21 protein-coding genes are annotated in these 21,704 nt (G+C 48.7%); 15 read left to right on the forward strand and 6 right to left on the reverse strand.

The annotated features are described in order from the left end of the window. Positions 1 to 556: 556 nt before the first annotated feature. From HGH92_RS24035 to HGH92_RS24105, 15 genes are all read left to right on the forward strand, one after another. Entirely contained in the window at positions 557 to 1,453 is an 897-nt protein-coding gene (locus HGH92_RS24035; protein ID WP_168873363.1) for an aminoglycoside phosphotransferase family protein, read from the forward strand. 57 nt (positions 1,454 to 1,510) lie between these two features. Beyond that, positions 1,511 to 2,092: an RNA polymerase sigma factor gene (locus HGH92_RS24040; protein ID WP_168873364.1), complete on the forward strand. Its 582-nt coding sequence runs from the start codon at positions 1,511 to 1,513 to the stop codon at positions 2,090 to 2,092. Positions 2,093 to 2,206: 114 nt separating this feature from the next. Next, positions 2,207 to 3,445, forward strand: a complete 1,239-nt coding sequence (locus HGH92_RS24045) for a thioredoxin family protein (RefSeq protein ID WP_168873365.1) — start codon at positions 2,207 to 2,209, stop codon at positions 3,443 to 3,445. Positions 3,446 to 3,545: 100 nt separating this feature from the next. Continuing rightward, entirely contained in the window at positions 3,546 to 4,334 is a 789-nt protein-coding gene (locus tag HGH92_RS24050) for an AAA family ATPase (RefSeq protein WP_168873366.1), read from the forward strand. A gap of 63 nt (positions 4,335 to 4,397) precedes the next feature. After that, entirely contained in the window at positions 4,398 to 5,852 is a 1,455-nt protein-coding gene (locus HGH92_RS24055; protein ID WP_168873367.1) for an aminoacyl-histidine dipeptidase, read from the forward strand. A 1,040-nt stretch (positions 5,853 to 6,892) separates the two neighbouring features. After that, positions 6,893 to 7,798: a DUF6731 family protein gene (locus HGH92_RS24060; protein ID WP_168873368.1), complete on the forward strand. Its 906-nt coding sequence runs from the start codon at positions 6,893 to 6,895 to the stop codon at positions 7,796 to 7,798. A gap of 804 nt (positions 7,799 to 8,602) precedes the next feature. Then, the gene (locus HGH92_RS24065) at positions 8,603 to 9,178 is read left to right on the forward strand and encodes a TerD family protein (protein ID WP_168873369.1); all 576 of its coding nucleotides are present in this window, start codon (positions 8,603 to 8,605) and stop codon (positions 9,176 to 9,178) included. 7 nt (positions 9,179 to 9,185) lie between these two features. After that, positions 9,186 to 9,869 carry a TerD family protein gene (locus HGH92_RS24070; protein ID WP_168873370.1) on the forward strand — a complete coding sequence of 228 codons (684 nt, stop codon included), beginning with the start codon at positions 9,186 to 9,188 and terminating at the stop codon, positions 9,867 to 9,869. 72 nt (positions 9,870 to 9,941) lie between these two features. After that, the gene (locus HGH92_RS24075) at positions 9,942 to 10,580 is read left to right on the forward strand and encodes a vWA domain-containing protein (RefSeq protein WP_168873371.1); all 639 of its coding nucleotides are present in this window, start codon (positions 9,942 to 9,944) and stop codon (positions 10,578 to 10,580) included. A 17-nt stretch (positions 10,581 to 10,597) separates the two neighbouring features. Next, positions 10,598 to 11,233 (forward strand): vWA domain-containing protein, encoded by a 636-nt coding sequence (locus HGH92_RS24080; protein ID WP_168873372.1) that lies wholly within the window; start codon positions 10,598 to 10,600, stop codon positions 11,231 to 11,233. A 10-nt stretch (positions 11,234 to 11,243) separates the two neighbouring features. Next, positions 11,244 to 11,873: an AIM24 family protein gene (locus HGH92_RS24085; protein ID WP_168873373.1), complete on the forward strand. Its 630-nt coding sequence runs from the start codon at positions 11,244 to 11,246 to the stop codon at positions 11,871 to 11,873. Next, the gene (locus HGH92_RS24090) at positions 11,873 to 12,928 is read left to right on the forward strand and encodes a TerY-C metal binding domain-containing protein (RefSeq protein WP_168873374.1); all 1,056 of its coding nucleotides are present in this window, start codon (positions 11,873 to 11,875) and stop codon (positions 12,926 to 12,928) included. The genes HGH92_RS24085 and HGH92_RS24090 overlap by 1 nt, the downstream gene beginning before the upstream one ends. Before the next feature lie 14 nt (positions 12,929 to 12,942). Continuing rightward, a complete protein-coding gene (locus HGH92_RS24095; protein WP_168873375.1) occupies positions 12,943 to 14,340 on the forward strand; it encodes a PP2C family serine/threonine-protein phosphatase in 1,398 nt (465 codons plus the stop codon). Between the two features lie 31 nt (positions 14,341 to 14,371). Next, the gene (locus tag HGH92_RS24100; protein ID WP_168873376.1) at positions 14,372 to 15,880 is read left to right on the forward strand and encodes a helix-hairpin-helix domain-containing protein; all 1,509 of its coding nucleotides are present in this window, start codon (positions 14,372 to 14,374) and stop codon (positions 15,878 to 15,880) included. Positions 15,881 to 15,903: 23 nt separating this feature from the next. After that, on the forward strand, positions 15,904 to 16,716 hold the full coding sequence (locus tag HGH92_RS24105; protein ID WP_168873377.1) for a TerC family protein: 813 nt from the start codon (positions 15,904 to 15,906) through the stop codon (positions 16,714 to 16,716). Between the two features lie 61 nt (positions 16,717 to 16,777). On the opposite strand, the gene HGH92_RS24110 is transcribed toward HGH92_RS24105, so the two are convergent. From HGH92_RS24110 to HGH92_RS24135, 6 genes are read right to left on the reverse strand one after another with little or no spacing between them, the layout of a single operon-like run. Beyond that, positions 16,778 to 17,740, reverse strand: a complete 963-nt coding sequence (locus HGH92_RS24110) for a hypothetical protein (RefSeq protein WP_168873378.1) — start codon at positions 17,738 to 17,740, stop codon at positions 16,778 to 16,780. A 13-nt stretch (positions 17,741 to 17,753) separates the two neighbouring features. Beyond that, a complete protein-coding gene (locus HGH92_RS24115) occupies positions 17,754 to 18,854 on the reverse strand; it encodes a toxic anion resistance protein (protein ID WP_168873379.1) in 1,101 nt (366 codons plus the stop codon). Between the two features lie 42 nt (positions 18,855 to 18,896). Continuing rightward, a complete protein-coding gene (locus tag HGH92_RS24120) occupies positions 18,897 to 19,511 on the reverse strand; it encodes a TerD family protein (protein ID WP_168873380.1) in 615 nt (204 codons plus the stop codon). 36 nt (positions 19,512 to 19,547) lie between these two features. Then, positions 19,548 to 20,102: a TerD family protein gene (locus HGH92_RS24125; RefSeq protein ID WP_168873381.1), complete on the reverse strand. Its 555-nt coding sequence runs from the start codon at positions 20,100 to 20,102 to the stop codon at positions 19,548 to 19,550. Beyond that, complete coding sequence (locus HGH92_RS24130; RefSeq protein ID WP_211092733.1) at positions 20,092 to 20,934, reverse strand: phosphoribosyltransferase family protein; 843 nt, start codon at positions 20,932 to 20,934, stop codon at positions 20,092 to 20,094. Before HGH92_RS24130 ends, HGH92_RS24125 begins: the two co-directional genes overlap by 11 nt. Continuing rightward, a complete protein-coding gene (locus HGH92_RS24135; protein WP_211092734.1) occupies positions 20,934 to 21,590 on the reverse strand; it encodes an HAD family hydrolase in 657 nt (218 codons plus the stop codon). The genes HGH92_RS24130 and HGH92_RS24135 overlap by 1 nt, the downstream gene beginning before the upstream one ends. Between the last annotated feature and the right edge of the window lie 114 nt (positions 21,591 to 21,704).

Genomic DNA, 21,704 nt, shown 5'->3' on the forward strand with positions numbered 1-21,704 from the left:
CCGGTGATCGTGTGTTTTGAAAGCGCAGCAAAAATGGTTCACTGGTCGCAGTGTGGATAGGTGTGCGGTCCATCATGGATAGGTCTGTGGTTTAAAGGTTTTCCAATTACTATTTTACATAGGTCATCTGTAATGAAAGATCAGCAAAAAAGGAATTCACATGTCCGGCGGCGGATCGGTGCATTAATTAAAAAAAGATTTTCTAAATATATCCGGTTTTCAAAAAAAATATACGAACAGGGAAAGTGTATGGATTTGCTATGTCGAAAAAATGGTCACTGAGTTTTTCCGGTCCGATTGATGAGCAAGTTAGTTAGTGTTACTGAAATGGGGCCGCAGTAGAAGAAAAGTAATAAAAATGTTATAACTGGTTCATAATAAACATACTGTGTGTATTATGAGCAAATTTTGCCGTGGGTAGCTATGCGGGTTGGTGCGCGGGGAAGTTGCAGTGGCTAACAGCACCGGCACGCAAAAAGATCCTATTTTTAATAAAAACTTATAGTGGTGAACTGAACCTGTTGGCTTTCCTCTTGTTGTCTAAAAAAAAAGTTGCATGCACAAACCCATAGTAGATATAGAACAACTGACAGCCGCGGTCATAGATCATTATGGAAAGATAACCCATATGGAGCCGGTACCGGACGGAATGGAATCTTTTGCATTCCGGGTGGTCATCTCCGGAAAAAAATACGTGCTCCGCGTTAATCATCAGGCGGAAGGCTTTGAGAAAGATGATTTCGCCAACCGGCATTTCGCCGCACCAGGGCTGCCGGTGCCGGAGATAGAAGCGATTGGCCTGCTGGAGAACGGAGTCGCCTGGTGTTTGTCGGCGCAGGCGCCCGGCGTGACATTGCAGGACTTGCCGGAAGCCTACCTGACGGCCGTTACGGCGCCGGTAGCAGCAGTGATGCAGGCCATGGCCGCAGCGCCGCTGCAAGGCATCACCGGCTTCGGTCCCTTCAATTCCAGGGGCGAAACCCGGCATACCAGCTGGAAGACTTACCTGGAAAGCATCTGCCGGGAAGAACACTACGATTGGCACGCAGCAGGCAAAAGAGTGCCCCTGAAACGTATCAGGCCACTGCAGGAGCAACTGTTGCAACAGCTGCAGGACATCCCGGAAACAAGACAGCTGGTACATGGCGATTTCGGTTCCAACAACGTCCTTACCGACGGACACAAGATCACCGGTGTGATCGACTGGTCGGAGGCCATGATAGGTGACAGTCTGTACGACATGGCGAATATTTTCTTCTGGCGTACGTGGCTGGACTGTATGGAGTACCAGGCGCGCTACTTCGAAACACAACCTGTTGACAAAGCACGGCTGGATTGTTACCAGTTGCATATCGGTTTAACAGAAGTATACCAGACGGCCATCGCCGGCGATATGGACGATATGGACTGGGCGCTGGTAAGGTGTGAACACCTGGCTGGTATTTCCCGCTGAATTGGGCGACAAAAAAATTTCCTGTAAATTGTATCTTCATCGGCTTTCCTATTTGACATGCAAGACAAAGAACTTTGGTCCTGGTATAAATCCGGAGAAATCAGTGGCCTGGAAGGGCTGTATAATGCCTATTATATGCCCCTTGCCAATTACGGATTTAAATTCACGGAAGATAAATCACTGATAGACGAAAGCATCCAGGACCTCTTTCAGAGATTATGGCGCAACCGGGATGCAACCGGCACGCCGCCGGCAGTGAAACAATACCTTTTGCTCTCCTTCCGGCAGATCTTACTGCGTAAACTGCAATACAGCCCGTCCCGGCTGGAGGAAACATTTTCTGAAGAACATGTCCCATTTTACCTGGAACTGTCTTACGAACACCCGCTCATTCGCGCAGAGCGGGCAGCCGACCTGAAAAAAAAGGTGGACGCCCTGACAGATGCACTGACCCACCGCCAACGGGAAGCTATCTTCCTGAAATACTATGAAGACCTTTCCTTTGAAGAAATTGCCGCTATTCTGCAAATTAACGCCAACGGCACCTACAAACTGGTGTACCGCGCTTTAGAGCGCCTCCGGGAACATTTCGTAGACTTTTCCCTTCTCGTATTGTTATACCTGCTGCAACGCCGCTAAATTTTTTTTACGGGGATAGACAATCTGCCTGTCTGATTGTGTCTTATAGAAAGAAACAATTACCAACCAGTAAAAAAGCGGCGGAGGATATTTTCACCGTCCTCTATTTTTCTTATGAAGCAGTTCCTTTTGTATGTATTCCTGTTGACCGGCCTGACAGCCATGGCACAGGACAAGGGTATTCATTTTGAACGTGAGCTAAGCTGGAAAGATATCCGGGCAAAAGCCAGAAAAGAAGGCAAATTTATTTTCATGGACTGCTACACCACCTGGTGCGGGCCCTGTAAAATGATGAGCCGCGACATTTTCCCGCAGCAGGCAGTAGGAGATTTTTTCAACGGCAAATTTATCTCCGTTAAGGTCCAGATGGACAAAACAGCCGGGGATGATGCCGCTGTAAAACGCTGGTATGACGATGCCGCCGCTATTGCAAGGGAATATAACGTGATGGCCTATCCCACGTTTTTGTATTTTGCCCCCGATGGCCGGCTGGTTCACCTGGTAGTAGGCGGTGACAGCGCCGCTGCGTTTATCGCTTCCTCCGCACAGGCGCTGGATCCTGCAACGCAGTACTACACCCGCATGGAGACGATGGCTAAAAACGCCGGCAACCAGCCGGACACCCTGAAACGGTTGGCCGAAGAAGCCAGGAAGATGTACGATGGCCGCTACACCGCTTTGTTTTTACAACGTTATCTCCACGCCGTCCCGGATATTTTTGCGCCGGACGTGGTGGACTTCCTGGACAGGTTTACCCTCAGCAGTCATGACACCGGCTTTACCATCTTCCGGAAAAATCCGGCAAAAATCAATCAGGTAAAAGGTGCGCGTTACGCGGAAAACAGGGTGCAGCAGATCATCTTTGTGGAAGAGGTTTATTCCGCGCCGCAGGAAGGCGCTAATGCCGGTTTTAGGCCTATTCAGGCAAAGCTGAAAAAGAAATACCCCGAACTGACAGGCATCGTGATAGATAAGTTCCGGCTGCAATGGTACCAGCGCAACAAAGCGTACGACCAGTTTGAGAAAGCAGTGAAAGTCTACCTGAAACAATACAATCAGCAACTTGACCCCAGGGATTTGAGCAGCTTCGCCCGCACGGTAGGCCAGTATGCTACCGATACGGCCATGTTGCGCACCGCCTTGTCCTGGAGCGAGCGTGCCGTGAAGGAAGACCCTCATGCCGAAACCATGAGCGTACAGGCGTTGCTGTTGTATAAACTGGGAGATGTCCCCGCAGCTGTCCGTTTACAGGAGACAGTAGTGAATGAGCTTTCCGCCGGAATAGCAAACAAATACAAAAGAGAATATCAGCAGAAAGTGCTTGATAAGATGAAAGGCGGTGAAAAGCTATAATCCCCCATAAATTACGAATTACGAATTACGATTTGGACCCATTATACGAATAAACCCTACATTCGTAATTCGTAATTCGTAATTCGTAATTCAGTTTGTTATGCCTTTTATCCGTTCTTTCTCGCTCAACTGCAGCAGGCAGCACCCTTTCCCCTTCAATGTGCCGGGCGTCAGGTTTGCCCGGAATATCGCGCTGGACGATCGTATCACTGTTTTTGCCGGTGACAATGGTTGTGGGAAATCCACCTTGCTGGAAACGATCGGCCTTTACCTGGACGCGCCGCTGATAGGCGGCCGTATTGGCGGCAGGCAAGGATTTGAAGGGCCCCGGGCATTACAGCCCTTTCTGGAAATACAACAGGTGAGAAGGCCCCTGAAAAGTTTTTTCTTCCGCGCCGAAGACTTCAGCGAATTCCTGTACGCGCTCAGGCGCGACCGCAACAGAAATGCCGCCCACCTGGACGAATTGAAGGGAGCAGTCGCCGACAGTGTGATCGAGGAGATGAACAACAACATGAACCCGACCCTGAAAAGCATGTACAAAGATTATGGCGACTCGATGCAGGCCTTTTCCCACGGAGAAGCCTATCTGAAAATCATTGGCGAACATATATCCGATAACGGTATATACCTGCTGGACGAGCCCGAGGCGGCCCTTTCGCCGCAGAAGCAACTGACGCTCATGGCCTATCTGCTCGATATGCTGAAGAGCCGTAATACACAGTTTATCATCTCCACCCATTCACCTATCCTGATGGGCATTCCCGGTGCAAGGCTATACGAAATACAGGAAGAGGGGATACAACAGGTGGATTTCCGGGACACGGAACATTATCGCATCACGCACTCTTTTCTCAATAACCCTGAAATGTACCTGCGGTACCTGTAGTTGTTGCCCGTTTCGCCGGATTTACCTACATTGCCGGCCTAACAACGTTATTTAAGATACGACATGGAAATAACAAAACTAGCCCCGCAACCGTTGTGGCAATATTTCAGTCAGCTGAACGCCATTCCCCGGGCCTCCAAGAAAGAAGAGAAAGCAGTCGCCTTCGTTGAGGCATTTGGCCGTCAGCTGGGGCTGGAAACGATAAAAGACGCTGTCGGCAACGTGTGCATCAAAAAGCCGGCGACCGCCGGTATGGAAGATCGCCAGACCGTTATCCTGCAATCCCACCTGGACATGGTACACCAGAAAAATGGCGATACCGTATTTGATTTTGATACCCAAGGTATTGAGATGTATGTGGACGGTGACTGGGTACGCGCCCGTGGCACTACGCTCGGCGCAGACAACGGCATCGGCGTGGCCACCATCATGGCTATCCTGGCAGCTACCGATATCGCGCATCCCGCTATCGAAGCCATGTTCACCATAGACGAAGAAACAGGTATGACCGGCGCCATGCAGCTGGACCCTGCTCCTTATACAGGCACCATCCTGCTCAACCTCGATACGGAAGAAGATGATGAAATCACCATCGGTTGTGCCGGTGGTCTCGATACCAATACCAGCGGGACCTATCAGCAAGTGTCTGCCGCAGCCGGCGGCGCTGCTTATGAGATTACCATCAAAGGCCTGCTGGGCGGTCACTCCGGTATGGACATCAACCGCGGCAGAGGCAATGCCAACAAGCTAATGAACCGCCTGCTGTACAAAGTGCGGCAGTCCGTTGACCTACAGCTGGCTTCTCTCGATGGCGGCAGCCTGCGTAATGCTATCCCGCGTGAATCCCACGCTGCGGTAGTGGTGCCGGGCGCTGATAAAGCCCGCTTTGAGGAGTTGGCCAAAGCATTTGCCGCTGTGTTGAAGGAAGAATACAAAACGGTGGAAACAGCGCTGACAGTGGAAATCAAGCCGGTTGCTACACCAGCTTCCGTCATGGAACCGGCCTATTTTGACAAACTGCTGCGTGCTATCTATGCCGCGCCCAACGGCGTGTTCCGTATGAGTCCCGATGTTCCGGGCCTGGTGGAAGCATCCAACAATATCGCTAAGGTGACGGCCAAAGAAGGGAAGTTCATCACCCAGTCACTGCAACGCAGCAACGTAGACAGCACCAAGGAAGATGTAGCCCTCGCGGTACGGTCGGCCTTTGAAAATATGGGCTGTGAAGTAGTGCAGGCCGGCGGTTATCCCGGTTGGAAGCCTAACCCGGAGTCTCCGATACTGCAGGTATTGTTGTCCCTGCATGGCAAGCACTTCGAATCCAGCCCGAAAGTAGGCGCTATCCACGCCGGACTGGAATGCGGCATCCTGGGCTCGCTGCTCAAAGGACCGGACATGATTTCTTTCGGGCCTACTATTCGCGGCGCGCATTCACCGAATGAATGTGTGCGGATATCTTCCGTAGAAAAGTTCTATGCATTTTTGCTGGATATTTTGAAGGAGATACCGAAACGTTAGTCTTATAAAATACTTTATACAAGGGCTGGCTGAAAAAGCCAGCCCTTTTCATTTTATTGCACTCCGGAAATATGGTATTGGTTTAACTAAATAATAATATGTCCCATTGTAGCCTGGAACTAATAGTATATTGACCCGATTACGGGAAACCGTTTGTCGCTCTCTGATTTTATTTCTATATTGCAAATAAGGCAATTATAACGAAGCCCCATTTTTCTGACAGTTTGAGCCCGGCGCAGCTTAGGTTTTCATCTGTGTATCAAAATTTAACCGATCCTTATTTTAATACCCCGACCAGTGCCCTTACTGGTTTTTAATGATCATCTTTGAATGTATTATCCCATGTCGAAAAACGCCATTTTCTGTTCGAAGTTTTGATAATCTCTAAAGGTATTCCCGAAATGAAGTGACGCTAGGCATAGAAGATCTGATTATTACTTTCGTCTAAAACATCTAATAATATATCTGCTATGAAAAAAATCATTCACCTATTGTATGTACTACTTCTTGCATTATCTTCCTCATGTGTAACTGTTAACGAATCAGATAGCTATTATTACGAGTGCGTTTCAGATAAAGGATATTACTTATATAGTTCACCTAATACAACATCGGCGTACAGTATTTATATAGAACCGGGCACTCCTTTATATACCAAATCCTCTCGCAGAAGTAGATACCCGAAATTTCAAGTCGGGACATATATCGGCTATTTATATAAGCCGTCTTTTATCAGACGTGTCCGTTCCATATTCAAAGTTATTCCTGCTACGCTCGCAATCTCCCATGATGATAGGTATTTTCAAGGAAAGCACGGCTCCTTATATCATCAGTATAGTAGTAATAATTCCACCTCTGGCAATTATTATTCTGGTGATACGTATGTTATACCATCTTCAGGAGGTACGGTTAATGTTAAGGGGTATTACAGGAAAGATGGTACATATGTCCGTCCTCATACCCGAAGCGCTCCAAGGCGGCATTAATTAAATACATAAGTAAGCATTGTTGTTGGATTTACCTAACCATAAACTTCATTTATGAGCAATACGAGGTTTTATATGTTTCATGTTGTAGTCACTCCTAAAGTAGATTCCGAAATTAGATCGTTCAAAGAAATGTTGGATCACATCCCTAGTTCCACGGATCCTATGAAAAAAAATGATAATAAGTTTAATTTAGATGGAGATGTTGTGAAGCGAAACGGAATTTATAGGGGAACTTTCTGCCTTAGTCAGGGAAACAGTTTACCTCCAAAGGTCAAGTTTGGGTCAGAACCTCAGAATTTAGAATTGGACGAGGATGAAGGCCTTGGCTATTATACTTCTTTTTTTTATGATTCTGATACCCAAATGATAATGGTACAGTACAATAGGAATGGCATAACGGCGAATGGTATAGCGTCTTTTTTTAAAAAGAATTTTAGTGAGTTTATCAGGAAAATCGAATTTAAAGTAGTGATTAATCCTGCGGATTTATTGCGTCTTGGAGATTTTACTGAAATTAGAAAGGTGGAATTGTCAATAGCTCAAATACAGGGTGGAGGTGTCCTAGCAAACGATGGCGTTATGAGATCATTTAATGAATTAAATTCTATATCAGATAAAACCAATGCAAATACCATCAATATCACCTTAGGAATGGGTTTCGCATCTGGTGGGATGCGCAGAAGTGCTATCTCAAATTTATTAAGGTTATTACAACGTGCAGATCAGGGTCAAGGAAGCATCACTAAAATGGAGGTGACAGGTAAGGAAGAGGATGAGGGAGCCATGAAGGTAATCGATTTTATTACCAATAAAGTGATAATTGATGTATCTTTACCAAGATATCGACATATGAACCCTACCACACTTAGAAGTATAATTAACGATGCTATAGTGCAGTATGATCTGATAAAACCCCAAATTGCAACTTACAGAGTACGATCTAGACCCGAAGAATGAAGTATCGGTTAGAAAAATATTACCCCTATTTAGCTTCGCTGTTAATAACAGCAGGAGTTGTAATATTTTATGATCATATAAAAGACTTTAACAAATTAATAGATCAGCTATGCGATAACGCCATTTCACTTGGGGTTACACTAGTTGGTTTTTTTTTAACCATATTGACACTAGTAAATGCAATCGAAACTAGACGTATGAGATTTGTAAGAGATTCAGGGATGATAGTTAGATTGCTCAAATACTTAAAGCATTCGATATACTTCAACGTAATACTTATAGGTTTTTCTTTTTTGACAAAGTATGTAACCGGTCGAGGGGATGTTGCATTTGAGTTCTATGGTAGAAATATTTGGGATATTGCATACTTGTTGGTATTTCTAATAACGGTTCTGGTAAGTTTCAGATTTACTCACATATTTGTTTCTTTGTTGGCAGATCCCTCCCCGCCAGAGCAAACGCCATGAGTAGCCTCGCTCTAATTTCACACTTCTTAAGAAACATAAACAATATTTTATTGAGTTATGACATTAGTTTGTTTTTTTATTGCAGTTGCTAGCCAAATCAAGCTATATTTCGTTGTTTTATTCGTTGGTCCTACGTTTATCTTGATAGGTTGACGGGGTGTTTAATTTGGTACAGATTTTAGTTAGCGACCACCGATCCCTTGTGCTACTGCTTTCTTGGAACAGGTCAAATTCGCGACTTGCTGATTTAACATTTTCTATACATAATAATTTTAAGGTATGTGCCACCCGTTCTAATTAAAAATACTATCTTACCCACGTTTTAAATTTTCTGAAAATGGCTATTAACTTACAAAAAGGACAAAGGATTGATATTGGCCTGTCCAGCATCAGTGTGGGACTGGGATGGGAGCCGAACGAAGGTACTGGCGCGGCTTTCGACCTCGACGCATCTGCCTTTATGATCGATGACAACAGAACGATCCCTGAAGAACGTTATTTTGTATTCTATGGCAATACCGACTCTCCTGACGGCGCGCTGCATCATACCGGTGACGACCCTACGGGCGGCAACAGTGACGGCGGCGATGATGAAACCATCACGGTAGACCTGACAAAAGTAGACCCGCGTGTAAAAGAAATTCTCTTTGTAGTCACTATTCACGACGCGATCGCCAGAAGACAAAACTATGGCCAGGTAAGAGATTCGTATATCCGTATCGTTGACAACGCTACCTCACAGGAGATCGCCAAATACGAACTGGGTGAAGACTTCTCCATCGAAACCGGCGTGGAATTCGGCCGCCTGTACGTAAAAGACGGTCAATGGAAATTTGAAGCTTCCGGTAAAGGCTACAAGGAAGACCTGGCATTTTTCCTCTCTAAATATTTTAAAGGACAGATCATTAAATAACCTGTATATGGCGATCAATCTCGTAAAAGGTCAAACTATCGACCTCCGTAAAAATGACCAGGGAGAAGAATTCGATCTCTCTACCGTTACCATTGGCCTCGGCTGGGACGTAAGACAGAAAAAAGCTGAAGGTGGTTTCTTCGGAAAAATTTTCGGAGGCGGGCAAAAAGAAGAAGAGTATGACCTCGATGCTGTTGCCTTCCTGCTGGACAACAACGGCAAAGTGGCCAACCTCGGCCGTACCGTGCAAACACGCGATGGCAGAAGCCAGGGCCTGTATGAAGGTGATGTGGTGTTCTTCAATTCCATGAAACACCCTTCCGGCCATATCTGGCTCACCGGCGATAACAGGACCGGCGCCGGCGATGGCGACGATGAACAGATCATCATCAAACTGGACCAGATGGACCAGCGCTACCAGAAAATCCTGTTCATGGTGACTATCTATCAGGGACGTACGAACAATCAGCACTTCGGTATGATCGACAACGCGTTCATCCGCGCAGTAGATGCCAGAGGCAAAGAAATCGCCAAATTCAGCCTCTCCGGTGACAGCACCTACAACGGCATGTGCTCCATGACGTTTGCAGAGATTTACCGTAAAGACGGCGCCTGGAAATTCAGGGCTCTCGGTAACCCGCACCCGTCCGACAGCTTCATCGATGAACTGAAGACAATGGTGTACTCCTGATTTTCTGAATGTATGTAACTGTAGCAATGTTGTTAACCCAAATCAACAGCAGCGCTTTAACCAACTTATTTTATGAGAAGACTACCTGTTTACCTCTTGCTGGACACCTCCGGCTCTATGAACGGAGAACCGATAGAGGCCGTGAAGAATGGCGTCCAGATAATGATCAGCTCATTAAGACAGAACCCGCAAGCCATCGAGACTGCATTTCTCAGTATCATCACGTTCGATAGCAATGCAAAACAAATCGTTCCTTTAACAGACCTGGCATCCTTCCAGATGGCCGATATCCGCGCTACCGGCACTACCGCGCTGGGCGAAGCCCTGAAGCTGGTCAGCCTCTGCATCGATAAAGAAGTGGCGAAAACCACCGCTGAACAAAAAGGCGACTGGAAACCACTGGTGTTCATCATGACGGATGGCGTACCTACTGACGACTGGCAGAGCGGCCTGAGCATGTTTAAACAACGTAAAACAGCCTACACCGTAGCCTGTGCCGCCGGTCATGGCGCCGATACTGCCGTGCTGAAACAAATCACGGAAAATGTGGTCAGCCTCGATACGGCCGATAGTGCCACTATCTCCCGCTTCTTCGCATGGGTGACCGCCTCCATCGGCGTTACCTCCACCCGCGTGGAAGATTCCGGTAAGGAACTGACCGGCCTGTCTGAACTGCCGCCACCACCCTCCGAACTGAATATTGTAGTGTAAGACTTTAATGTACTGTTATGCGACGACTACCGGTATATTTCCTGCTGGACACCTCCGGTTCCATGTATGGGGAACCCATTCAGGCATTAAATAATGCGCTGAGCGGGATGGTCAACAATCTTCGTATGGATGCCCATGCCCTGGACTCCCTGTGGCTCAGTATCATCACCTTCGACAGGGAAGTAAAGGAACTGGTACCGCTCACCGAACTGGTGAGCTTCCAGTTGCCAGAAATCACCTGCCCGCAGAGCGGACCTACCCACACCGGACAGGGACTGGAATATCTCTATGGTAAAGTGGTCAATGAAGTACAGCGCGGAACGCCTACCCAGAAAGGAGACTGGCGCCCCCTGTTGTTTATTTTTACCGATGGGAAACCATCAGACCAGCTACTTTACCGGGAGATGATCCCCAAAATAAAAGGCCTCAACTTCGGCGCCATCGTAGGATGCGCCGCCGGCAAAGCGGCCGACAACGATATGCTGAAAGAACTGACGGAAACGGTGGTACACCTCGATACCGCAGACAGCGCCACCCTGCGCCAGTTCTTTAAATGGGTGTCGGATACCATCGAACAAGGCAATAAAAGCATGGGCACTACCTCACAGGTAACCCTGCCGCCGCCACCCCAGGAAGTGAATTTAGTGATCTGATCAACAATTTATGAACGTAAAACTTATAGGGCACGACTTCAAAAGCCTGCAGGTAGAATTAACCCACAACGAGAAATTTTACTGTGAGAAAGGAGCCCTGATCTATTACGAAGAAGGCATCCATTCTTCCATCAATGTATTTGATAAAGGCATCGCCGGCGTATTGAAAAGAAAACTGACCGGCGAAAGCATTTTCCAGGTAGAACTGTGCAACACCAATATTAACCCAAAGAAACTGATGGTGGCCGGCAGGGTAGGCATGCTGCCGGTCAACCTGAAAAATATCTCCGGCGGCATCATCTGCCGTGCCGGATACTATGTGGCCTCCTCCGATAAAGTAGATATCGACGCGAAGCTGAACCTCACCTCGCTGATCGGTGGCACCGGCCTCATTATGCAGAAAATCACCGGCTTCTGCACCGTATTCCTCGACGTAGTGGGAACGCCCACCACGCTGGACCTGGCAGCCGGTCAAACGGTTTTTGTGGATGAAAAAAGTTTTATCTGCATGAACGCCGATATGCAGAACAGAATGTCGTCACACTTCTCCGGCAGCAATATGCTCGGCGGCGAAGGCCTTTCCATGCTCAAAATCACAGGGCCGGGCACCGTATATGTAACTTCCGTAAACTTCAGATAATGAGAAGACTCCCCATTTATTTTCTGATAGATGTCTCCGAATCCATGGTCGGAGAGCCGGTACAGCAGGTGGAAGAAGGCCTGTCTCAGATTATTCAGGCACTTAAGGCTGACCCCTACGCTATTGAAACCGTCTGGGTTTCTATCATCGTCTTCGCAGGTCAGGCCAAAACACTGGTACCCCTGCAGGAGATCATCAATTTCTACCCGCCCCGTTTCCCCATCGGTGGCGGCACCTCGCTCAGCAAAGGCCTCGGGCACCTGATGTACGAGCTGCGCAAAAACCAGGTGAAAACCACCTATGAACAGAAAGGCGACTGGAAACCGATCGTATTCCTGTTCACCGATGGCGTGCCCACAGATGATACCCGCGCTGCCATCAACGAATGGAAACAGAACTGGCAACGCACTGCCAATATGGTGGCCATCTCCTTCGGTAATGAGGCAGACGTGCACGTGCTGAAAGAACTCACCGAAAACATCATCCATTTTAAAAACAGCAACGCCGCGGCTTACAAACAGTTCTTCAAATGGGTGACAGACTCTATCAAAACCAGCAGCGAAAGCGTGGAAAAAAACGCTTCCGGCTTCGAACTGGCCAAAATATACAGTGACGATACCCTCAGCAAGGTAGACCTCACCAAACCCATTCCGCCACAGTCCTATATGGACAGCAACTATGCAGTGCTGGTGGGCAAATGCCAGAACCTGAACCGGCATTACCTGATGAAATACCGCCGCTCTGAAGAAGAAGCAAAGATATACGGACTGGACATCAACCGCCTGTCATACCGCCTGGTAGGCGCTTTCCAGGTAGATAATACCTACCAGGAACTGTCAGACGACAGCGCCGGCCCATCCCGCATCAACAGCGATGAACTGATCGGAAGCCCTACCTGTCCCTGCTGCGGCAACCAGGTTGCTTTTGCCATGTGCGTATGCGGCCAGATCCACTGCATCGGCGAGGAACATATCAGTACCTGCCCCTGGTGCGGCAACAAAGGCACTTACGGCATCGGGGAAGGCGGATTCGACGTTAACCGCGCCCAGGGCTAAAAGGAACCAACAGCATGTCAAAAAAATATATCCGCGAATTATTTGCTGCCAAAAATATCACCATCGCCGGCAGCAAACAGCAGCTGTTCGACGCTTTTGTGGATGATGAACAACATCAGCTACTGGCGCGGCAGATACTGGAAAACCAACAACGACTCATGGACATATGGCAGTATAAAAACAGGCTGGCGGATATCCAGCAGCAAACCGTTACCATTCCCAATGCCACTGTGGGCAAGCCTTACCAGGCCACGCTCGACTTCCGGCAGTGGCCCGATATCACGTGGACGGCCATCGAAGGGCTGGAAGAATACGGACTGCAATATGATGCCGCCACCGGCATCATACAGGGTACGCCCGTAAAAAGCGGCGATGTCCGGCTTAAACTGCTGTTCCGCCTCACAGGCGGCGATGCGAACGCCGCTCCCCACGAAAAGCAGCTGCCGCTCGTCATTAATCCCGATCCCCGCTCGCTCTGGAAAAATATCCCCAGCGATATGGCCGGTCCCTTCTGGAAAGCAGACGATGTGGCCGAATTTGCGCCGCTGGGCGACCGTTGGGTGACCGTCGCCTCCAAACGGGGACGCTCCCACGCCAACGTAGGATCGTTCCGGGACGACGACTACGCTTTCCGGCACCTGGAACCCTCCGGCTGGAGCGTGCTGGCCGTATCTGACGGCGCCGGCAGCGCCAGACTGTCCCGCGAAGGCTCCCGCCTCGCCTGCGCCAGCATCATCGACTACTTTGAGCAGTACTTCCAAACCGCTCCTGTAACGGATATGGACGTCCTTTTCCAGGAATATGCCGCCGGTACCGGCACCGATACCCAGAAACGGATTACCCGCCTGGTATACGACACGCTGGGCAAAGCCGCTTTCGCCACCCATAAAAAACTGGAAGAATTTGCAGCCGTTCAACAGGTTTCCATAAAAGATCTGCATTCCACCCTTATATTTGTGCTGCTGAAGAAGTATGCATTTGGCTATGTCATCATGAGCTTTGGAGTAGGAGACTGCCCCATCGGACTGTTGAACAAGGACTGTTCCGCTATCACCCTGATGAACCGGCTCGACGTAGGAGAATTTGGAGGCGGCACGCGGTTCATCACCATGCCCGAAATTTTTACGAGCGACAAATTCCCCACCCGTTTCGGTTTTAAACTGGTGCCGGACTTCGCTTATCTCATGCTGATGACCGACGGTATCTATGATCCTAAATTCGTGGTGGAAGCTAACCTCGAAAAAATAGAGACATGGAAAGCCTTCCTGGACGACCTGAACGGCAACAACCCGGAAAAAGTGGCCCTGCCACTGGGCGCACACGCACCGGAAAGCGCCGGCCGCCTGTCTGCCTGGATGGATTTCTGGAGCCCCGGAAACCATGACGACAGGACCCTGATGATCATCAGTTAATTGCATATTGATTAGGTAACACCGTAACATCATGAACACTAAAACTGTCCATTCCGTCATTAACGCAGGCAAGTCTTATCAGTATATTGATAACGGCGAACCTATGCGTGGTGGAATGAAAGATGTGTATTTCAGCCCCGATAAATCTTATGTGGTGGCGTTCTACCGGGATGACCAGGATTTCAGCTCCCGCGAACGGCTGCGTAAAATTGTGACCGAATACTATAACAGTTTCTTTAACCGCGAAGGCGGCCACTACTACAAAGACCTGTACTGCTGGCCTACCGACATGGTGGAACTGGACAAAAAAGTAGGGTTGATCGTTCCCTGCTACAACCAAAACTTCTTTTTCAAAAAAGGATACGCTTCCAATGATCTGATCAGAGGAAAGGAAAAAGAGGGCAAATGGTTTGCTTCCCCCAAATTCAGGAACAAACAATTCGCCCTGCGTCTCGACGAAACGGAGCTGGGCAACTGGCTGAGTTATTTTCAGATCTGCGTCAATATCGCACGTGGGGTAAAACGCCTGCATGCCGCCGGCCTGGCCCATTCCGACCTGTCCTATAAAAACGTGCTGGTGGACCCGGTGAGCAAATCGGCCGCCATCATTGATATAGACGGCCTCGTAGTGCCCGGCCTTTTTCCGCCCGATGTGATCGGCACCGCCGATTTCATTGCACCGGAAGTGCTGGCCACCAAACACCTGGACGTCAAGGACGCCAACCGCAAACTGCCGAACCGGCTGACGGACCTGCACGCGCTGGCCGTCATGATCTATATGTACCTGCTGTATCGGCATCCGCTAAAGGGCGGCAAGGTACACGACCTGGACACGGAAAAAGACGATCTGCTGTCTATGGGCGAAAAAGCCCTGTTCATCGAACATCCGCAGGATGCCTCCAACCGGCCGAAGCTGAACCAGCTGAACCCAAAAGAGCTGCCCTGGGCAGATGTGACGAAACTGCCCTACACCATCACAGGCCCTTACCTGAAAGAGCTGTTTGACCAGGCCTTCATTACCGGCCTGCATCAGCCCAATAACAGGCCGCCGGCGGAAATGTGGGAACAGGCGCTGCTGAAGACCACCGACCTGATGCAGCCCTGCAGCAATGCTGCCTGCGAACAGAAATGGTACGTGTTTGATAATACCATCTCCCCGAAATGCCCGTTCTGTGGCACGCCGCATAAAGGCACCTTGCCGGTGCTGGATTTGTATTATGAATTTAAACCGACCGTCTGGAAACCGGAAAACCACCGGTTGATGGTCTACCATAACCAATACCTGTTTCAATGGCATGCCAACCGCAATATCATCCGCAATGAGCGGCTGACAGCGGAACAGAAAGTGCCTGTCGGCTATTTTACCTTCCATCAGAACAAATGGGTGCTGGTCAACCAGAAACTAACTACCCTGAAAGACCTGACGGAAGACAGGGAAATACCACCCGGCAGCATGGTGGAACTGACCGACGGCAAAAAACTCCTGCTCTCCCGCGAAGAAGGCGGCAGGGTGGTGATCATCACAATGGCGAACAAATAAATACCTATAAAAAACACACTGAAATGAATTTTGCAGAACTATTCCAACAAATTATTGACAATCCCATCCCGTCCCTGATTGTGGTGGGCAACCTGATTATCATCGAAAGTTTGCTTTCCGTTGATAACGCTGCGGTACTGGCCACTATGGTAATGGACCTGCCTGAAAAACAACGTGACCGCGCACTGAAGTATGGTATTTTTGGCGCTTATTTGTTCCGTGGCCTTGCGATGCTGTTTGCTTCCTTCCTGATCCAGTTCTGGTGGCTCAAAGCATTGGGTGGCCTGTACCTGCTGTACCTGGTGTTCAGCTGGGCAAAAGAAAAACGTGCCAAAGCCAAAGCCGCTGAAGAAGAAGAGGAAGCATCCATTGACAAGGAAAAAAACTGGCTGTATAAGATGACGGTAGGCGCTATCGGTCCCTTTTGGGCCACTGTGGCGCTGGTAGAGTTGATGGACATGGCCTTCTCTATTGATAATATCTTCGCTGCGGTAGCATTCACAGACAACATCCTGCTGGTTTGCCTCGGCGTATTTATCGGTATCCTCGCCATGCGTTTTGTGGCGCAGGCTTTCGTGAAACTGATGACTAAATTCGCTTTCCTGGAAACTGCCGCCTATATCGTGATCGCTATCCTGGGCCTGAAGCTGTCACTGTCCCTGTGGGAACATTACAACACAGAATCTCCGGTGACCAAATTCCTCGAAAGCCACATCGCTGACGTATGGACTTCTATCCTGACCGTAGGCGTGTTCCTGGTGCCGATCATTACTTCTGCACTGTTTAACGTGCCTAAAAGAGGCGCCACAGCTAAGCTGGAAGGGGAAAAGGCGTAATAAACAACTAAATACCTAAATATAAAAATTGCATTGGTCTTCGGGCTGATGCAATTTTTTTTTAGAGGGTATCGGTGTTGAGCATGGTGCGCAGGATGTTCGTTTGTACGTCATAGTTACCGATTTTCTGAAGGAAGTCTACCTCGGAGATTTTATCATAATACTCCTGCAGCAAAGCCCGGACATTGTCGGGGATAGCGGTTTTGAGGATATTGGCCCTGCTTTCCAGCTGATCGTTTTTATCGGTCATTTCCTGGATGATCCTGGCTTTTTTGGACAGGGAGTTGGTCCAGTCGATGTCCGGAATAGCGGAGAGGTCACACAGCAAAAACAGGTTTTTGGAGGGGAAGAAAAGGAAATGCCGGTCGATGTCCAGGAAGCGGTACACTTCCGCGATCATGCTACCGGTTTTGAGGCCACAGAAGAATTCCGTGCGGAACTCATGTTTGCAGAGCAGTCCCATGAGTTTCTTCTGGATAGTGGCGTAATTGTTTTTATAGACATCTGCCGCATCGTAATGAACGAGGGCCATCATCTGGTCCGCGGAGATATCGTAATAAAAATCCTGGGAGAAACGGCTGCTGAAGGTATTGATGTTTTTGGAGAACGGGTATTCGTCCGTGTTGTCCGACAGGGTTTGGTACAGCCTGCGAAGCGACAGGTTTATTTTCAGCGCCTGTTTTTGTTTGTCGAGGTCGTAGTTTTTTTCGGAAAAGACGGAGCTGTTCAGCTTCTCCATCATTTCTTTGTTGAGCTGTATTTCATCATAGATCAGGCTGACGTTCCTTTCGTTGGAGGCCTTGATTTTTTTCAGCAGCTCGATGGCGGATGCGGTGTATTGCAGGTGGAACAGCTCCAGCTTATTGATGTCCAGTTCTGGGTTGGTTTCGAATAATTTATGGACAACCTGGCTTCGGAGATATATTTTATAAATAATCTCTTCTTCAAAAAAAGCGGACAGCAGCTGTAGTTTGCCGTTGGTTTTATTTGAGTCATTTAATATAATCGCCAGGTTATCCTCCATTATCTACACACGGTTATCGAACATTAGTTACATTTTTCTTCAGCTCTGTTTCCAGGTTTTGCAGTTCACCGTTGAGCACTTTACGGCTTTCGGCGCCCTGGTCGTGGATCCTCTTCACTTCATGCAACGTTTCGATGAGCGACTGGGTGGTGCGTTTCAGTGTTTCGACAGACACCACGGTCTTTTCGTTTTCCCGTGCCACCTCGATGCTGTTCTGTTTGAGCAGGTCTGCATTTTTCTGCAGGATGGTGTTGGTGGTATCGGAAACTTTGCGTTGCATTTCCACGTTGGCCTTCTGGCGTTGCAGCGCTACCGCGATGGTGAGCTGGTTTTTCCAGACAGGGATGGTAGTGGAGATGATAGACTGCGCCTTTTCAGCGATAGAGGTATTGTTGTTCTGTACCAGTCTGATCTGCGCCAGTGACTGCAGCATGATGAAACGAACGATCTTCATGTCTGCGAGCCTTTTATCCAGACGGCTGACGAAATCGCGAAGGTCCGCAATTTCATAGTCGTTGTAGTTGCCGGCGTTGGCTTCCATTTCGGCCAGTTTCTGTGTCAGTTCATTATACTTCAGTTGACCGGAGATGATCAGGTCTTCCATCTGTTTAATATAGTTGACATTGCTGTCGAACATGGTTTGCAGGGAACTGTTGTCTTTCAGGGAATTGATACGGCCCGCTTTGATCTTGTTGGTGATCTTGTCGATGTTGGCCACTACGGTATCATATTTCTGGAAGAGTTTCTGCGCGTCGACAACGAGTTTTTTCAGGAACGGCACTTTGGAGAGAAAGCCCTTCAGCCCGCTGGGGTTGAGCTCATCCACGTCCACGTAGTTCAGCTCAGTGAGCAGTTCATTGATCAGGCCACCTACTTCTCCGGAGTTGTAGGTACGCACAGAGGTCAGGAACTCGTTGCTGTAGCGCTCCATGGAGCTCTGTACGTCGGCGCCGTAGTTCAGGATGGAGTTCACGTCGGTGGTGACCAGCGACTTATTGAGCTCATTATATTTCTGCGTTTCTTCAGGGGTGATACGGGCAAGGTCGGCATTGCCGTCTTTGTCCAGTCTTACCACGGGAAGCGCCTGATCAGTAACATTCGGATTAGATTCCATAAGGTATCAGATTAATGTGTGATAGCATTGCAAAGGTAAGGACTACAGGTATTGCCTGGACACAGTGTCCACAGTTTCCTGCAACTTACGGTCACGGGTGGGTTCTCCGATGGCGTTAAATTTCCACTCGCCGTTTTTCCTGTAAAATACGCCCATTACCATGGAGACGTGGCCGGCAAAACCGGGGCCGCTGGCGATGTCGTAAGTGGCAAATACTTCGTTTACACGGGAAGGGGTGCCTTCGTATATGCGGATGGAAGCAAACGGAATGGTGCCGAAATCGTGGCCACGGAAGCTGTTGAGCACAAAAGCGACGTAGTTCACGCTTGGGTTCAGGCGGGAGAGGTCTACGGTGATCACTTCGTTGTCGAGGCCGTCGTTGCCGTTCATATCACCCGTCAGGTCGTCACCGCTGTGGCGGATGGAGCCGTCCTGGGAGCGCAGGTTACCGAAATATACGACTTCCTGCAGTTGTTTTTGTTCGTTGAACAGGGCGCAGCTGCCGTCCAGGTCTACGGCTTCTTTGGATTTGGACATGCCGAAGAGGCCTTTCTTTTCGATGGCGCCCCAGTTGATGCCCACACAGATATTTTGCAGTTTAGTACCGTTGCTTTTCTCGAGGCTGATACGTTGGCCTTTTTGGAGATTAATTGCCATTTGTCGGGTTGTTTAATGGAAATGGTATGGAATAGATTAGTTGTATTTGTTCAGGTAGTCCTGCAGGCCGCCTTTCATGCCTACGCCTACAGCTTCAAATTTCCATTCGTCGCCGCGTTTGTAGATACGGCCGAACTCTACGGCTGTTTCGATAGAGAAGTCTTCTTCCAGTTCATATTTCAGGATCACTTCGTTAGTAGCAGGATCGAATATACGTACATAGGAATTTCTCACCTGGCCGAAGTTCTGTCTTCTGGCTTCTGCGTCATGGATGGTCACTACCACGCATATTTCAGTCACTCTTGGATCTGCCTTGGAGAGGTCAATTTTAACCTGCTCATCATCGCCGCCGCCTTCGCCGGTGAGGTTGTCGCCGGTATGTTCCACGCTGCCGTCAGGGGAAACGAGGTTGTTGTAAAACACAAAGTGCTGGTCTGACAGGATTTTTTTGTTGTCGCCCATCACAAAGATGGAAGCATCGAGGTCGAAGCTGGTGCCGGTGGAAGAGGAGTTCACATCCCATCCCAGGCCAATCGTGAATTTGGGAGCATTAATCGCCTGCCGTTGTCCTTTTTGCAAATTAATTGCCATGTTGTATGCTTTTATGTTTTCTATGAAAAATATAGTGGTTAATATACTGAAGATTTTGCTGATAGGCCCCGATGGTATGATAACCGTTGCCGATGGCCATATCATACAGCATATTGATAAACTGGTCCGACTGATTTTGCAGGAAAATACAAAATGAATCGAAATCGTAGTTGAGAATATATTTTACGATACGGGTATTGATGGCAAACCGCTCGTCCCGGATGATTTTCTCCAGGTGGAAGATCGATTTGACAAAATGATAGTTCAGATGGTTCTCGATGTTGGGATGAATGCTGTTGTTCTGCAATTCCGCATAATACAGCAGGTACATCTCGTTGGAGAGGCCGTAGGTGTCCACCATTTTGAGGATCATGCGTTCATGGCCGCCGGTGATACGGATATCGTCCAGGAACACGATGGTTTTGCCTGCCAGAAATTCCCGGTCGATATGAAACGAATCGTTGCCAATCAGTTTCAGCCGCTGTTCGGCGTCCAGTTCCCCGTAATCTTCCTTATAGGTGATGGTGCGGTGTACTTTCGTTTCCTGAGTGACAGGGTGCCCGTTGGCCGCCAGCCAGCGGTTGAGCCGGAACACGAAGTGGTTCTTCATGGAGAACGTAGCGGTGGGAATGAACGCATAGGGGCTGGACACCACCACCAGTTGTGGGATAGTGCGGCCTTTCAGGTGCTGTTCAATAAACCCGTCAGCCAGTGTGGCGCCGAACCTTTCAGCTACCAGGTCATCACCGAATTTAAAACGGCTGTAATCATCCGGACAAAATCCGAACTGGCTGGTGTCAGTGATTTTATGGAGGGAGTATGTCGTCGTCATCAGTTAAGCAGGCTTGAAATACATTGATTGTTGGAATTGACCAGTAACGAATGAATGCCGGCCCTGGTGGCGCCCCGGATATCAGACTTTACGTTATCGCCTATATGTATGATCTGTTGGGGCAGGACGGCCGCCCCGTTCCTGGTAGTGGCAATGGAATCGAGCATGAGCCGGAACATACCGGGATTGGGCTTGGACATGCCTGTTTCATCCGAATACAGCTGGAAATGCAGGTACCGGCCCAGTTCCAGCTCCTCCAGTATCTTCCTCAGGGTACGCCCTTTAATGAAAGCAGTATTGCTCAATAAGCTGAGGGTACAGTCCTGCCGCTGATGCAACGTACGCAGCACGTCCACGGTGGCGGAGCAATACACGACCGGCCGGTGCCGGAACACCAGGGCTTCCATTTCGTTGTACAGTGCTGCCAGGTCAATCGACCCAAAGTCGTACTGATGGTCATTGATCTCGCTGATCACCATCAGATGAAGGGTGTCGGTATCTAGATTGCCACCTGTTTTTTCGTTGATGGCATTGGCCAACAGGTCAATCCTGCGGAAGATACGTTCCACTTCTTCGAGTGATTTTTGCCGGGGATTAAAATGATCAAAAAAGAATTTCGTCCGTTCCCGTTTATAGGAAGGATTAGATCTGATCAAGGTTAACCAGAGGTCAAAGGAATAATGCTGGTAGTTGTTCATTCGTTGGTTATGGTGTATAATCCTCACGGATACTGCACAAATCAGGGTTAAACCTATTTATGGTAGCATAGT

The organism is Chitinophaga varians (assembly GCF_012641275.1).
In the GTDB taxonomy this organism is placed as follows: Bacteria; Bacteroidota; Bacteroidia; order Chitinophagales; family Chitinophagaceae; genus Chitinophaga; species Chitinophaga varians_A.